We start from the raw sequence: 15,593 nt of genomic DNA on the forward strand, positions 1-15,593 counted from the left end.
TGTACGAAGGACTTATGTTGACCTGGGATCAATAAAGGGTCCGAACACCGCGGGTCCCATTATTGACCCTTTTGCAATCTGCGTTCTCCATATCATCTGCTCTGCAAGGCATAGACCATCAGAAAGGAGAGTGTATGGCCGATGTAAAGATTTTTGCCGAGAACATAGAGGATTCCGCGCAGGAGCAAATCGACGAGATTGTGGCATGCCCGGCGTTCGAGGGCGCCAAGATTCGCATTATGCCTGACGCGCACAGAGGCAAAGGATGCGTTATCGGGTTTACCGCTAAGCTGAACGATAAAGTGATTCCCAATCTGGTGGGCGTGGATATCGGGTGCGGCATGTTCTGCATCAAGCTTGCCGAGCATATCGACCATGCAGATCTTATCCAGTTCAACCGCGACGTTAAGCGTGCCGTGCCTACTGGCTTCAAGATTCACCGCGACCCGGTGTGCGAACTGTCCGATTTCGGCATGGACGCCTGCAAGTGGCTTGAAGGGAAGCGGCGCGTGGAGCGCTCGCTGGGCACGCTTGGCGGCGGCAATCACTTTATCGAGCTTGACGAGGACGAAGAGGGCGCGCAATACCTGGTTGTCCACACCGGTTCGCGCAACCTTGGCAAGCAGGTTGCGGAACATCACCAAGCTCTGGCGCAGGCGCTTTGCAAAGACGAGGTTCCCGAGGAGCTTAAGTACCTTGAGGGTGATTACACGCTTGAATACCTTGCCGATATGCACAATTGCCAGCAGTTTGCCAACAGGAACCGCGAAGCAATCATCGCGCAGATTCTTGAGCGCACGGGTATTCGCGTTGACGGTACGGGTTTCACCACCATGCACAATTACATTTCGGATGACGGGGTTATTCGCAAAGGCGCAATCAGCGCTCAAACTGGGGAAACGGTGTTTATCCCCTTCAACATGCGCGACGGAGCCGTTATTGCCACAGGCAAGGGCAACGAGGATTGGAATTGCTCGGCGCCGCACGGTGCCGGTCGTGCTATGAGCCGTGCACAGGCGTTCGCAACGCTTGATGCGGAAGCGTTTGTACAAGAAATGAAGGACGCCGGCATTTATAGCCCAAGCGCCTGCGACGGAACACTGGATGAATCGCCGGAAGCATATAAGGCTGCGGAAATGATCATGCGTCTGATGGAGCCTACGGCTCAAATCGTGCACTGCCTTAAGCCTATTTGGAACCTGAAGGCAACCGGCAGACGCGGTAGCAGGCGCTAAGGCGCTTGAAACAATGTAGCGTAAGGGAAGGGGTAGTCATGCAAGAAATAATGCTGCATCTAGTGACGAACAGCGCCGGAATGGCGGAAGCTTGGAAAGTCGCTTTCAGGGGCTATGATGGTGTTGTCGTATATTGCACGGATTTTAGGGCGTTTATCCAACAGCACCCTGAGATCGATGCTGTTGTCTCGCCAGCGAATTCGTATGGTTTGATGGACGGTGGCTTCGACAAAGCGATAATCGATTCGTTCGGGCGCGATCTAGCCGTGAAGGTGCGAGAATGCATTCTGGAGCGATTCTGCGGAGAGCAACCGGTTGCTACGAGTTTTTCAATTCCCATTCCTGGGCGTGAGGACGTGCTGCTCATATATACCCCGACTATGCGCGTTCCTAGCCGCATAGTCGACCCTATGGTTGCCTATCAGTGCATGAGGACTTCTCTTATGGAAGCGCTGCGCACAGCGCGCACGCAAATCGTGGTTCCGGCTTTTGGCGGGGAATGCGGCCTTCTGCCGTTTATGAAGATCGCACAGCTTATGTGGGAGGCCTATCGGCAGGTTTCGAATCCTCCTAGAGAGATCACCTGGGACTACGCGGAATCGCGCGACTTGGAAGAATGGTATCGCTGAAGCGTTTTCGGTTGTAAACGTTGGCGACAGTAGCGCGTTTATCACGCCGCGTTTCGATAGGCGATTCGCCCCGGATGGACTTGCTGAGCGTTTGCGTGTCGAAGACTTCACGCAAAGTCTCGGTGTGTCTCGCGATGTGAAATATGACGTGGAAACTGAAACGGTTATTGCGATGCTGAAGCACGTAGACCCAACGTGTTCGCTTTGATATGACTGGCTTGCGCAATTCGCCTTCAACGTGATGGTTTGCAATGCCGGTGCCCATACGAAGAATTACAGCCTGCTACTTGAGGTCGAAAAGGTGAAGCTGTCGCCTTTATGCGACGGCCTAGCAACTTGGTATTGGTCGCAATATTCCAAAGCGCTTGCTATGCTTGCTATGTCGGTAAACGACGTGTGGTTCACGAATGAGATCACATTATCTGATTGGGAAGCGCTTGCGCGTCAGAATGGGCTTGCGGTTGATAAGGCTCTTGATGTGGTTAAGCGCATTGCAACGGGTGTGGCTGCGCACGCGCAATCCGCGTTTGCGGAAATCCCTGGTTTAGCCAATATCGTTTTAGAGGCAAATAGGCTTTTGCTCGAGGACTTAAGGTGCGCATACAGCGTGAACCACGGGGAGGAGTAGAGCGTATGGACGAGCAGGGTACAAGGGCGGAAGGGCTTGTTCCCGTCAATGATGATAAGGGTATGGCTGCCAGCGCAACCTCACCGGTTGAATGCGCTGCGGGGTCTGATTTTGCTGCAACGATAGAATCTACAGTGCGTGATGTTGAGGCGCGGTGGGGCAATACGCTTCGGCTGTTGGAGGACGCGTGATGTCGTTGCGGGCGCGTGCGGAAGCTCCGTTGTGCTTCGATGGGCAGGAAGAGGCGCTGTCCTCTGCTGTCGTGTCAATCCATGATGGTCTTGTTGCGAAGCGTGGGTTTGCTCCTGAGCTTTCGAACGAAAGGCAGGAGGAAATTACAAGCCGCGTTCTGTCCGTGGTTGTATCTGCCTTCTGCACGGTATATGGTGCGAGGCCAGAGCAGCATTTTTCTGACTTTTTCGAGCAAGTCACCGTTTTCGCGGTCCATTAAGCTAAAGATCATATTTTCCCGGACGGAAACAAACGCACTACGCTTGTGTCCGCGCTTTCTATTCTGCAGTTAGCCGGTTTCACGCTTGATTTTGAAGACGCCAACGAACCTGTTTGCAGCGGCTTGTATGCATGGGTGCTAGCCGCTGCCGCAAGTGGTAAAAGCAACGACGAGCTTGCTGCGGTTCTAAGAAACCATAAGCAAGAGATTGCTTGCGCATAGCTGTTGTAACGTTTTACGGTAAAAGGAATTAGCGGCACCTATTCTCACAAAGCACCATTATTGGTACCGTTGATATTACTTCTGCCTATAACATTCCCAACATAACGACTTTCCTTAATTGAAAGAGGTTGGGATCATGACGATCGACATCCTTCGTTTCGTTGGCTCGCCCGATGTTCGCCAGCATATGCGCGATATCGGGTACCAGCCAAGCACGCCTGAAGCGGCGTTTTTGGTGTGGCACTGCCACGATGCAACGCTTCAAGAGCGTTTTGCGGCGTGGGAGCAGATTATCGCCACCATGCCGAATTGCGGGTACCAGACAAAGCGTCTTGAGATTGAAATCTCTGATTTCCATGAGTTTCTGCATCGCTATATAGCATTGCAGAAACGCTTGCTTGAGAACTTCAAAAAGCCGGGTGGGTGCCTGTTCATTCCCGGCCTTCGAGCCTGTCAGCGTGCAGAAGATCAGAGCTGGGGGCTGTATGGCACGTTCGAGCGTTGTGTGACGGCGGTTGTCGAGGATGCGCGAGAGAGCAGGTGCCTTGCTGGTTCGCATGATGGATGCTGCCCTGAAATGTGCCCGGGCGGTTCGTTTCAAGACGATGTGTACGAGCGCTATATCGTCAAGCGCCGAATAGATGATGGAGACGGTCTCGGTGAAGATGAATGCAGCATCAATGCTGCCGGCGAGGTTTTGAGGCTTGATTGTCGCAGTGGGCTTTCCGACGATGAGGTTAACCTTGACATGGCCTTTTGCGAGATGCTCTTCAAGTTCCCCTTGCCGTTTCATGCGGGCGATATCCTGTTCGACTGGCACTACGGCGGTGCGCCGTATGTGCTGACCGAGGTACGCTTGTGGGGAACCGAGGAGAAGCGTCGCGAAAATCTGTCTTTAGAATCGAGCGAGGAACGCATCAAGGCTGCCGACAAGAATCTCGCGCGCTATCTTGCTCAAGGCGGGGCAGAGTATATAGATGGGTACGGGTACGTGGTTGAAGATTCCGGTAATGGCGAGCCGTATATATTCGATGATGGTTTCGGCATGCACGACATGCTGAACGCGGCTTATTGCAACCGTCCATTATCCGGTAAATACCGCCTGCTCAAACCCGTAAGCGAATATTTGAAGGGGAACATCGACGTTGGGGCGGTGGCGAATGCGGCCATTGCCTTGACGCAGCGGATAAGTGCGGAGAATCGCATGGACGCATTGCGCTCGGAATACGCCCCGAGCGTTGTAGCAGGTCTGGGTTTGGCCGAGAAGCCGCAAGACGGGCAGGACCGAATGAGCGAGTGTCTCAATCGCACGGACTGCTTGTTCATAACGGCGGCGGTGCCGGGGCAATCGGCGTGGCGTGCCTGCGAGCAAAGGCAGTTGCTTCGCACGGAGATCCGGAAATCGGGGCTTGTGCATTGCAGAGCGCGGGGGAGGTTCGCCGCAGCATCCGGCGCTACCGATGCCGCAGAGGCGGATGCCGAGGTGTTCTTGGTGGCGAACAGCCGCTTTTCACCGCTTGACTTCATCACGTTGGCTACGCATTGGTGCGGCATGTTCGGCCAAAAAAGCGTGCTGGTCACCTGCCCCGAGCACGTCTATGACACGAAAGGAGCTCCCGAAAAGGGTGTTGAGGCGGAAGCGAACTTCTACGATGAACGACGCGATGTTGCGGCCTCTCGGCCTTATGTGGCCGGCGAAACGGCGCGTGAATATTTCGCTGGTCTTCTAGGGGAAGATTTCGCTTTTACCGCATCTTGGCGGATTTGGAAAGATGGGAGTATTTGCCGGTGCACCACAAACCTTATGTCGGCGTCTTGCGGCTATCATCTGTTCAAGCATTGCTATCCGGGATTGGAAGCGCGAGCCTGGAATCCCTACAATCATAAACCGGTGCCCGATGGCGCTTGGCCGCGTCATTTGTTTGCGAGCGAAGAGCAATGATCGCGATGACGGCACTGTTCAAAGCGTCTGCGGCGTTGTGCAGCGCATCTATGCTGCTCGTGGTGATGGAATACTTCTCTCTGGTTCCTTCGCGCTTTCGGCATCCACGATGCTTTGAACGCGATTTGCACGGTGCTTGTCGGTTTGGCGCTGATGTACGGTATGACACAGGGGGTTTCCGTGCCTTTCCCTAATGCGTACCCCTGATGGATTTCCATGCGCAGGGAAACCGGGCGAAATCGCCTGTGCTAGAATCTGGTTTCACTAGAAACGTAGCACAAGGGGTTTGCCTACATGTCATTCTTGGATTTCTTCTCGGGTCTTACTGGCCAGATGTCGTGCGACATGGCCATCGACCTCGGCACCGCGAATACCCTGGTCGCCATTCCCGGCGAAGGCATCGTCGTCAACGAGCCTTCCGTCGTCGCAATCGAGAAAAGCACCCATCGCGTCCTGGCCGTCGGCCACGAGGCGAAGAACATGATCAACCATACGCCCGACGCGTTCTCGGCCGAGCACCCGCTACATGACGGCGTGGTGGCCGATTACGACGTCACCGAGGCTATGATCAGCGCATTCATCAACAAGGCCGCGCCGCGCAAGTATCCGTGGCAGGCCAAGCCCCGCATCGTCATCTGCATCCCTTGCGGCGCCACCTCCGTTGAGAAGCGCGCCGTGTTTGAGGCCGCCGTGCAGGCGGGTGCCCGCCAGGCGTACCTGATCGAGGAGCCTATGGCCGCTGCCATGGGCGCCGACCTGCCCGTCACCGAGCCTACCGGCTCCATGGTCGTCGACATCGGCGGCGGCACCACCGAGGTGGCCGTCATCTCCTTGGGCGGTATCGTCACGTCTTCCAGCCTGCGCTTGGCCGGCAACCGCATGGACGAGGCCATCGCCATGCACCTGCGCGACCTTCTGGGCATCAAGATCGGCGAGCGCACCGCCGAGATCATCAAGATCAAGATCGGCTCCATCCTGCCGTTTGAAGACGGCCGCGAGCGCGACATGATCATCTCCGGCCAGGACGTCATCACCGAGCAGCCCAAGGAAGTCACCATCCAGTCCGAGGATGTCCGCCAGGCCCTCATCGCCCCGTGCGAGGAGATGGTGGTGCACATCAAGGAGACGTTCAAGAAGACCAACCCCGACCTGGCGTCGGACATCATCCAGAACGGCATCCTGCTCACCGGCGGCGGCGGCCTGCTTTCCGGCCTGGACCGCTACCTTACCGATAAGCTGGAAATCCCCGTGTGGGTGAGCGAAACGGCTTTGACGAACGTGGTCATGGGCTGCCTGAAGGTTCTCGAAACCCCGCAGGCGCTCAAGCAGACGCTCATGCGATCGAAATAGGACAGCCTCAACGTTATGGCTCTTAATTTTCAACAACAAAGCTCGGCGCTTATGCGCCGAGCGCTGCTTATAGGCTTGATCGTGGCCAGCATCATCATGATCACGGCTTACGGTCGCGAGGGCTCGGCCGGTCCGCTGCATACGCTGCAGTCCGCCGTGTCGGGTGCCGTCAGCCCGCTGCGCATCGTGGGCGGCTCGGTGGAGGCGGCAACCTCCACGGTGGGCGACACCATGGAGAACATCACGGCCGACCAGAACACCCTGACGGGCTTGCGCGAGTACAACAGCCAGCTTGAGCAGCAGTATGCCCAGATGGAGGAGTACAAGCAGGAGGCGCAGCGCCTGCAGAAGCTGCTCGACCTGAAGGACAACTACCAGATCGAGGGCACGGGCGCGCGCGTCATCGGCCGAAGCTCCGAGGCCTGGAGCCAGACGGTCATCATCAACAAGGGCGCCAACGAGGGCATCTCCACCGGCCAGACGGTCATCGGGACCTCCGGCGTGGTGGGCCAGGTGGTCTCGTGCAGCGGCAGCACCGCAACGGTGCGCCTGCTCACCGACCCGCAATCCGGCGCCGCGGCCATGGTGCAGTCCAGCCGTGCCGAGGGCATCCTGCGCGGCAGCCTGGTGGGCCTTCTGTACCTGGAGGATTTGGACGCCGACGCCGAGGTGAACGTCGGCGACGTCATCGTCACCTCGGGTTTGGGCGGAAGCTATGCGCGCGGGCTCATTATCGGCACGGTGGTGAAGGTGGATGCCCAGCAAGGCGATACCAGCCGCCGCATCGTGGTCTCCCCGAACGATTCCATCGACACGCTCGAGGACGTGCTCGTGGTCTCCAGCGTGGGCGCCTCCGATGACGACGATTCGGATTCCAGCAGCTCCTCGAGCAGCTCGACTGCTTCTAGCAGCTCTAGTAGCTCCTCGTCGAGCTCGAGCAGCTCTACTAACTCCGGCAACGGCAATTCATCCAACGAAGGGGGGCACTAGCCATGGGCGAGAAGAACAACCTGGTGCTGGTGGTGGGCGCTATCGTGGCGTTCGTGCTGCAGATCGCCTTGGCCCCGGCCGTGGCGCTGTTTTCGGCGCAGCCGAACTTCCTGTTGGCTTATGCCCTGGTCGTGGCCATCGTCATCCCCACGGAGGCGGGTCCGGTGCTGCCGTTTATCATGGGCCTTCTGTATGACCTCACGGGCACGGGCCCGGTGGGCGGTATGGCGCTTCTGCTGGTCATCGCATGCTTTTTGGCATCGCGCGTGTTCTCGCTCATGGATAACGACACGCTGTTCATGCCGCTTGCCATCTTCACGGCTTGCGCGCTTCTAGCCGAGCTTTCCTACGGCATGCTGCTCATGGCATGCGGGCTTGCCGCCAATCCCCTGGAGGTGCTGTTCACCCGCGCCCTTCCGTGCGCGCTGTACGACTGCGCCGTGGGCCTGGTGGTCTACTTCGTCATGGCGCGGCTGCTTGCCTCCGGCGCCCAGGACCGCGGTCTGCGCACGCCGAAACTGCGATAGGGGGCGCGCATGTTCGCAGCTATCGTAGCCGGCTTCGTGGCCCTTTTGGTGGTCGCTGCCATCTTGGTGGCGGTTTACGTGGTGCTTCGCGGCCGGAAAACCGAGAACGTCAGCGTCAAGCGCGACGTCCGCTCTATCCAGTCGGTGGGCGTGATCAGCTCGCTTCCCGATTCGCATCGCGTGCCGGCCGGCGGCGTCGCCCGCGGCGGTACGCCCGCTCAACCGGTGGCCAACCCCGGCGATAACCTGAAAAACCGTTTCACCGCCATGGGCGTTGTGGCCGGCTTGATCTTCGGCACCCTTGCCACGAAGTTGTGGAGCATGCAGGTGCTTGCCGGCGCCTCGTTCAAGAAGGAATCCGAGGACAACCAGTACACCACGGTGTACACTCCCGCGCCGCGCGGTTACATCCTCGACGCCGACGGTAACGTCATCGTGAAGAACCGCACGTCGCTCACGGTTCTCGCCGAGCCCGACGTTGCCAACGACCACGACGTGGTCGCACGCCTGTCCACGGTGTTGGGCGTCCCGACCGGCATCGTGCGCAAGCGCATCGCCGACGCTACCAGCGGCGCGCAAAGTCAGCGGGTGGTGGCAAGCGACGCCAGCATGCGCAACGTCGCCTTCATCGCCGAGCATGCCGACGCGTTCCCGGGCATCACCGTGCAAACCCGCACGGTTCGTGATTACCCCCATGGCGCCCTTGCGGCGCATGCGGTGGGCTATACCGGTAGCGTGACCAGCGACGACATCGCAAGCGTGGCCGAGGGCCGCGATCTTGAGCTGGGCGACTCGGTGGGCCGCAGCGGTATTGAGCAGATGTACGACAACCTGCTCGCTGGCGATCACGGCGAGCGCAAGGTCATGGCCGACGCGCAGGGCAACGTGGTGGAAGTGGTCAGCGAAACGCAGCCCGTCAAGGGCTCGGACGTGCATACCACCCTGAAGTCGCACGTGCAATACGTGGCGGACAAGGCGCTTGCCGATATGATCTGCCCCGATGGCGGCGCCATCGGCTCGGGCAAGGGCACGGGCGGCGCGGTGGTGGTCATGGACGTCACCGACGGCAGCATCGTGGCGCTTTCCAGCTATCCCACGTTCACGCCCTCCACGTTCGTTGGCGGCATCACACAAGACGAGCTCGACCTGTTGCAATCTTCCGCCGCGTTCAGCCCGCTGCTCAACCGTGCCATCCAGGGCACCTATCCGGCTGCGTCCACGTATAAAACGTTCACCGGTTTGGCGGCGCTTGAAAACGGCATGGCAACGGCAACCGAAACCTGGGACTGCACCGGCAGTTGGGACGGCTTCGGATCGGGCGATGTGCAGAAGTGCTGGAAGAAGCAGGGCCATGGTACGCTCGACTTCCGCGGGGGCATCGTGAACTCCTGCGACACCGTGTATTACGACATCGGCTACAAGTTCTGGGATGCCGCGGCGAACAAGGGCAAATCGGCAACGCTTTTGCAGGATTTCCTGAAGCGCTACCGTTTGGATCAGACCACCGGCATCGACCTTAACGGCGAAACCTCGGGTCGCATTCCCACGCCCGAATGGAAGCAGGAGTACTTCCGCGATACGCCCGAAGACGCCCAGTGGAAGGGCGGCGACTACACGAACATGTGCATCGGCCAGGGCTACGTGCTTGTCACGCCCATGGAGATCGCGGTCGCTTACGGCGCCATCGCGTCGGGAAACATCGTTAAGCCGCATCTTCTTAAAGAGGTGCGAAACGCCGCCGGCGACGTGGCGCTTACGTATCAGCCGCAGGTTCTGGACACGCCTGACGTCTCTATGGCCGACCTTGCCGTGGTTCGCAACGCGCTGCGTGGCGTGACCGCCGACAACGACGAGATCGCCAAGCTGTTCAACGATCAAGGTATCGACCCGGATACGGTTGCGTGCAAAACCGGTACGGCCGAATACACTGATATGGAGGACACGGCATGGTTCGCCTGCTACGCCCCCTATGACGACCCGAAGTACGTGCTCGCCTGCGTCGTCGAGCACGGCGGCGGCGGTTCGTCGGTGGCGGCGCCGATCGGTGCGCAGGTCATGGCCGCGGCGCTTTCGTCGACCAACGTCTCGGATGGGGAAGTCGGCGATATCGCGGGTTCGTCGGGCAAGTCGGAGGCCGGCGCCGGCAAGGGCACGTCGAGCGGACGTTCGGACTAACGGAAGGAGGGTGCTGTGGCGCAGTTACCGCAAATTGATTCGCTTCGCCGCCCCAATGCGGCGGCAACAGCTGCATCCAAGCCGCGTCGTCTTCCGTGGCTGCACCTGCCGCTTGCCATCGTGGTCACGTTGCTGGTGGGATACGGACTGATCATCGTGTATTCCGCAGTCCGCGCTGACGGCGATTACCAGTACAGCCGCCAGCTCGGCGGCGTTGCCGTGGGCCTTGTATTCATGATCTTGGTGTGGCGCTTCGATTACCGGCGCCTGTCGGATTACACCACGCTGTTCCTTATCATCAACGTGGTGCTCATCATGTCGCCGCACATACCGGGCCTTGGCACCGATGCGGGCATGGGCGCGAAAAGCTGGATCAAGCTGGGCATGCAGATCCAGCCCGGCGAGTTCGCAAAGATCACCGTCATCTTGATGGATGCCGCGGTCATGGCGCGCTACGGCGGCAACCTGGACGATCCGCGCGAGTACGTGAAGGCCCTGGGCATCATGATGGTGCCGTTTCTGTGCATCATGACCCAGCCCGACCTGGGCACGGGCCTGGTGTATCTGTGCATCGCGGCGTTCGCCCTGGTCATGGGCGGTGCCAACCCGAAGTACCTGCTGATCACGCTGGGGTTGCTCGTAGCGGCCGTGGTGGCGGTGTTCGCCATCGACGAGGTGATCAAGTCCTCCACGGGCGAGTACAAGCTGCTCAAGCAATACCAGCGCAACCGCCTGCTGGTGTTCATGGACCAGTCCGGTACGGCCACCACAGACGAGGGCTACAACCTGCAGCAAGCCAAGGTGGCCATCGGCTCGGGCGGTTTGTTCGGCAAGGGCCTGTTCCAGGGCACGCAGCATTCGCTGGGCCTTCTTCCCGAGGCGCCCACCGACTTCATCTTCTGCGTGCTTGCCGAGGAGCTGGGATTTTTGGGAGCGCTTGTGCTGCTCGGTTTGTATGCTGCGCTGGTTTTGATAAGCTTCCGTATAGCCCGCAGCTCCGGCGACCTGTTCGGCATGGTCATCGTGATGTGCGTTGTGGGCATGTGGTTGTTCCAGATCCTGGAGAATATCGGCATGGACTGCGGCCTGATGCCCATCACGGGCATCCCGTTGCCGTTCATGAGCTACGGATCGTCGTTTATGGTGGTGAACTTCGTCATGCTGGGCATGATCGGCTCGGTATGGGCCCATAACGCGACGCTCAAGCAGCACTAAGCGAAAGGATGCCCTATGCAGCTTCCTGTTGATATCGGCGCGCTGTTGGAAGAGGCCGTCAACGTCGAGGGCGCCCGCGCCACGCCGCTCTCGGTAAGCGTTTACGTTGACGAGACGGCCCCGGGCGACGTTGCCGCGCATGTGCGCCAAGCGTTCGCCAGCGCCTCCGATACGGCGCGCGTTTCGCTCATCTACCTGGACGGACGCGAGTTCGCGCCCAGCTCCGGCGACGACATGGCCTGCATTGTGGCGGGCTTGAACGAGAACGTGGGCGCCTATGCCCGCGCCTGCCGTAAGGCCGGGGTGCCCGTCATGGTGGTCACCACGCTGCCGCAGCTGGTGGGGGCCATCGCCAAGGCGTCGGGTTGCGTCATCCCCGAGGCCGACATCGTGGCGCCCAAGCTCACGGCGAAGGTGTACGAGCACGTGTCCACGGCGGCGGGGCAGGGGCCGGCCATCACGGCTTCGTGGGGCGCGCCCAAGCCTCCGGAAAACGGCGATGTGGGCATCTACGAGCCCATCGAGCTCATCTACGACGCTCGAGCCACGCTCGATGCGCGCATGGGCCAATGGGTGTGCGCGGCATGCCGGGCAAAGCGCCTGGCGTTCGCGCAGGCCTTTCCGTTCGTGCGCCGTCCCTTGGCGCTGGAAACGGTCAACGCCACGGCCGTGCAGAACGCCGGCGTGGGGCTGCTGTTCCTCATCCCGGGCGCCGACCTTCCCGTCATGACGCTCAACCAGGCCAAGATGCTGCTTCAGATCGCGGCGGCCTATGGGCAGTCCATCGACGCTGGGCGCGTGCGCGAGCTTGCGGCCCTGGTGGGCGGTGCGTTCGCCTGCCGCGCGGTCGCGCGCCAGCTGGCCGCTGCCGTGCCGGTGCTCGGTTGGGCGGTGAAGGCCGCGGTAGGGTACTCGGGCACGCTTGCGATGGGCCGTGCCGCCGTGGAGTTCTACGAAGGCGGGCCTACGGTGGCGAAGTTCGCCGAGTACGTTTCGGCTGCGCGCGATAAGGTGATCGCCGCTGCCGCGAAGCAGGCCGCAGGCGCTGCCGCCGACAACGGTGCGGCCGCCGTGGAAGCCGTTCGCCAGAAGGCAACCGATGCCGCCGCGGGTCTGCGCGCCCGCATTTCCCGACGCTAATCTTGTTTCCGAGGGGGTAACAGTGACAGATTTGTGGCCGCGGCTCAAGCCGCTGCTTGCCAGCGCCGAAAGACCGGCGCGTTACCTGAACCACGAGTTCGGCTGCGTGTACAAGCCCGAGGCGGACTTCCGCTTCTGCATGATGTATCCGGATACCTATGAGCTGGGGCAGGCCAATCAGGCCCTGCGCATCCTGGTGAACGTGGTGAACGCCGTGGACGGCATGGTGGCCGAGCGCGCCTTCCTGCCGGCTGCGGAGTTCTGCGACACCATGCGCGCCGAGGGGTTGCCGCTGTTCTCCATCGAAAGCTGCGCTCCCGTGGCCGAGTTCGATGCGCTCGGCATCACGCTGTCCCACGAGCTGGTGGCCACGAACGTGCTCGAGGCGCTTGACCTGGCGGGCGTCCCGTTGCACGCGCAGGACCGCGGCGAGGACGACCTGTTCGTCATCGGCGGCGGCCCGTGCTCGTTCAACCCCGAGCCCTATGCGCCGTTCTTCGACATCTTCAGCATCGGCGAGGGCGAGGAGGCGCTGCCCGAGTGCCTGCAGGCCATCCGCCGCCTGCGCGCCGAAGGGGCCGGCCGCGCCGACATCCTGCGCGCCATCGCGCGCATGGACGGCTACTACGTGCCCAGCCTGTATCGCTGGCGCGAGGAGGAGCAGGCGCAGCAGGCGGGCAGCTGGATCGAGCCTATCGAAGAGGGCCTTCCTACGCACATCCAGAAGCGCGTGTTCGAAGGGTTTGCGGAAAGCCCCGGCTGGGAGCCGTGCATCGTGCCGTTCACCGAGGTGGTGCAGGACCGCTTGAACGTGGAGGTGCTGCGTGGGTGCGCCCGTGGCTGCCGCTTCTGCCAGGCAGGCATGATGTACCGCCCCGTGCGCGAGCGTTCCGCAGACAACATCGTGAACTCGGTGGTGTGCGGCTTGGCGCAAACCGGCTATGACGAGGTCAGCCTGACCTCGCTGTCCTCTACCGACCACTCGCAGATCGCCGACGTCCTCACGCGCCTGAACAAGCAGTTCCAGGGCAAGGGCGTGCGCATCTCCGTTCCCTCGCAGCGCCTTGACAGCTTCGGCGTGGACATGGCGGGCCTGGTTGCGGGCCAGAAGAAGGGCGGCCTGACCTTCGCCCCCGAGGCCGGCACGCAGCGCCTACGCGACGTCATCAACAAGCAGGTGACCGAAGACGACCTGTTCGGAGCCGTGGACGCGGCGTTCGGCGCCGGTTGGCGTCGCTGCAAGCTGTACTTCATGATCGGTCTGCCCACCGAGACCGACGACGACATCAAGGGCATAGCCAGCCTGGTGCAGCGCGCCTACGATAGGGCGAAGAAGGCCGTGCCGGTCGAGCAGCGAGGCAACATCCGCATGTCGGTGTCGTGCGCGCTGTTCGTGCCGAAGGCCCAGACGCCGTTCCAGTGGGACGGCCAGATCGCCCCGGAAGAGGCCCTACGCCGCGTGTCGCTTCTGCGCCGCAGCGTGAAGTACCGCGCTATCGACGTGCACTGGCACGACCCGTCCACCAGCTTCGTCGAGGCCGTCATGAGCCGCGGCGGGCGTGCGGCTGCCGCTTGGGTGGAATCCGCGTGGCGCCATGGCGCGCGCTTCGACGCATGGACCGAGCACTTCAACGAGCAGGCATGGCACGATGCGGCCGCCGAGGTGGGGCTCGACCCCGCCGCCGTGGCGCAAACGTCCTACGATACCGGCTACGTCATGCCCTGGGAGCACATCTCCACGGGCGTTTCTACGCGCTTCCTGGCGCATGAGCGCAAGAAGGCTGCGGCGGAGAAGACCACGCCGGACTGCACCTTCGAGCGCTGCGCCGCATGCGGGGCGTGCCCGGGCCTGGGCGTCGACAACCAGCTGGCGCAGCCGCGCATCGCCGGCGGCTCGAACGCCCGCCCGCAACAAGCTGGCGAAGAGGCCGCGCCCGTAGACGCCGAGCAGGCCGCAAGCGGTCAGCCCGCCGCCGGTTCGCAAACCGCCCAGAAAGGGGAGTAGCATGGCCGAGCAGCAAACGTTCCGCATGCGCATCACGTTCGCCAAGCAGGGCCGCCTGGCTTTGCTGTCGCACCTTGAGGTTGCGCGCGCCATCGAGCGCGCCGTGCGCCGCGCCCAGCTTCCCTTCGCCGTGTCGCAGGGCTTCAGCCCGCATATGAAGATCGCGTTCGGCGCCGCGCTGCCTGTTGGCGTCGGCGGCACGCACGAGATGGTCGACCTGCAGCTTCTGCGCTACGTGCGTCCCGAGGAGGCACTGCTCGCCCTGCAGAAGGAGAGCGTCCCCGACCTTATGGTGAAGGAATGCGTCTACATCGAGCCGAAGGCCCCTGCGGCCTCGGCGGCGTTCCCGCTGAGCACCTATCGCGCGCTGCTGTCGGCCGCGCCGGCGCAGCTGCCGGTTCCCGCGCAGGTGCACATCATCCGCAAGAAGAAGGAGAAGGTGCTCGATGTTGCCGACTTCCTGGTGGGGGAGATGCTGCTCGAGGGTGCGTCGCTGACGTTCACCTTGGAGCAGAAGCCCACGGGCAGCCTTCGCCCCGACAAGCTGCTGGCCGCGTGCTTGGAGCAGGTGAACGTGCCCGATGGCCAGGAGCAAGAGGTCCCGCTGGCGTTTCTGGTGGACAATGCGTGGACGCAGTCCATCGAACCGCCCGCCGATGACCAGCCGCTGCGCGTGCTGTCCATGACGCGCATCGCGCAACGGGCGAAATAGATCGAACGCGAACGCTCCGGAGCCTTCCGTTTCTCGCAGTAAGAGATGGGAGGCTTTCTTGTGCGCGTGGGTCTTGGGTTGTGCAGCGTCCATGCGGGGGATAGCTGCCGCAAGGCCGTTCGATGATGGGGGCGGTTGACGATAGGGCGGTCGCCGGGAGGCTGCTTGAGCAACGATGCGGGTTCGGCTCCTTGAGCGAACTCTTTGCGGGTTTAATATCGCCGGAGGGGCAATTTTTTGAAAATAGTACTTGCATCGGATCGCTAACTGCTGTATTGTACTTTCTCGCAGCTGAACGGGGTGTTAGCTCAGTTGGTTAGAGCGCCGGCCTGTCACGTCGGAGGTCGCGAGTTCAAGTCTCGTACATCCCGC

At 61.2% G+C, this 15,593-nt stretch carries 12 protein-coding genes, 1 tRNA gene and 1 pseudogene; 13 read left to right on the forward strand and 1 reads right to left on the reverse strand.

Annotated features, from left to right (window positions below):
• Positions 1-134: 134 nt before the first annotated feature.
• The 3 genes and pseudogenes from Q0D52_RS07480 to Q0D52_RS07490 form a co-directional block, all read left to right on the forward strand.
• Entirely contained in the window at positions 135-1,235 is a 1,101-nt protein-coding gene (locus Q0D52_RS07480; RefSeq protein ID WP_294381490.1) for an RtcB family protein, read from the forward strand.
• Between the two features lie 38 nt (positions 1,236-1,273).
• Positions 1,274-1,864: a macro domain-containing protein gene (locus tag Q0D52_RS07485; protein ID WP_294381493.1), complete on the forward strand. Its 591-nt coding sequence runs from the start codon at positions 1,274-1,276 to the stop codon at positions 1,862-1,864.
• 229 nt (positions 1,865-2,093) lie between these two features.
• Positions 2,094-2,492 (forward strand): annotated as a pseudogene (locus Q0D52_RS07490) (HipA domain-containing protein); the annotation flags it as partial.
• A 758-nt stretch (positions 2,493-3,250) separates the two neighbouring features.
• Here the strand turns inward: Q0D52_RS07490 and Q0D52_RS07495 are convergent.
• Positions 3,251-3,724: a hypothetical protein gene (locus Q0D52_RS07495; protein ID WP_294381496.1), complete on the reverse strand. Its 474-nt coding sequence runs from the start codon at positions 3,722-3,724 to the stop codon at positions 3,251-3,253.
• 48 nt (positions 3,725-3,772) lie between these two features.
• On the opposite strand from Q0D52_RS07495, the gene Q0D52_RS07500 reads away from it, so the two are divergent.
• The 10 genes from Q0D52_RS07500 (at position 3,773) to Q0D52_RS07545 (ending at position 15,592) form a co-directional block, all read left to right on the forward strand.
• Positions 3,773-5,107, forward strand: coding sequence for a hypothetical protein (locus tag Q0D52_RS07500; protein WP_294381498.1), 1,335 nt, complete (start codon positions 3,773-3,775; stop codon positions 5,105-5,107).
• A 294-nt stretch (positions 5,108-5,401) separates the two neighbouring features.
• Positions 5,402-6,457: a rod shape-determining protein gene (locus tag Q0D52_RS07505; protein ID WP_042434605.1), complete on the forward strand. Its 1,056-nt coding sequence runs from the start codon at positions 5,402-5,404 to the stop codon at positions 6,455-6,457.
• 51 nt (positions 6,458-6,508) lie between these two features.
• Positions 6,509-7,447, forward strand: a complete 939-nt coding sequence (gene mreC, locus Q0D52_RS07510; RefSeq protein WP_294381516.1) for a rod shape-determining protein MreC — start codon at positions 6,509-6,511, stop codon at positions 7,445-7,447.
• Between the two features lie 2 nt (positions 7,448-7,449).
• Complete coding sequence (gene mreD, locus Q0D52_RS07515; RefSeq protein ID WP_294381500.1) at positions 7,450-7,974, forward strand: rod shape-determining protein MreD; 525 nt, start codon at positions 7,450-7,452, stop codon at positions 7,972-7,974.
• A 9-nt stretch (positions 7,975-7,983) separates the two neighbouring features.
• Positions 7,984-10,149 carry a penicillin-binding protein 2 gene (gene mrdA / locus Q0D52_RS07520; RefSeq protein ID WP_294381504.1) on the forward strand — a complete coding sequence of 722 codons (2,166 nt, stop codon included), beginning with the start codon at positions 7,984-7,986 and terminating at the stop codon, positions 10,147-10,149.
• Positions 10,150-10,164: 15 nt separating this feature from the next.
• On the forward strand, positions 10,165-11,364 hold the full coding sequence (locus Q0D52_RS07525; RefSeq protein ID WP_294381506.1) for an FtsW/RodA/SpoVE family cell cycle protein: 1,200 nt from the start codon (positions 10,165-10,167) through the stop codon (positions 11,362-11,364).
• Between the two features lie 15 nt (positions 11,365-11,379).
• Positions 11,380-12,504, forward strand: coding sequence for a hypothetical protein (locus Q0D52_RS07530; RefSeq protein ID WP_294381508.1), 1,125 nt, complete (start codon positions 11,380-11,382; stop codon positions 12,502-12,504).
• Positions 12,505-12,526: 22 nt separating this feature from the next.
• Positions 12,527-14,509 carry a TIGR03960 family B12-binding radical SAM protein gene (locus tag Q0D52_RS07535; protein WP_294381511.1) on the forward strand — a complete coding sequence of 661 codons (1,983 nt, stop codon included), beginning with the start codon at positions 12,527-12,529 and terminating at the stop codon, positions 14,507-14,509.
• Position 14,510: 1 nt separating this feature from the next.
• Positions 14,511-15,221, forward strand: coding sequence for a TIGR03936 family radical SAM-associated protein (locus tag Q0D52_RS07540; protein WP_294381514.1), 711 nt, complete (start codon positions 14,511-14,513; stop codon positions 15,219-15,221).
• 297 nt (positions 15,222-15,518) lie between these two features.
• A tRNA-Asp gene (locus Q0D52_RS07545) sits at positions 15,519-15,592 on the forward strand.
• The last annotated feature ends 1 nt before the right edge of the window (position 15,593 follow it).

The sequence above is a fragment of the uncultured Senegalimassilia sp. genome, assembly GCF_934630535.1.
Lineage (GTDB): Bacteria > Actinomycetota > Coriobacteriia > Coriobacteriales > Eggerthellaceae > Senegalimassilia.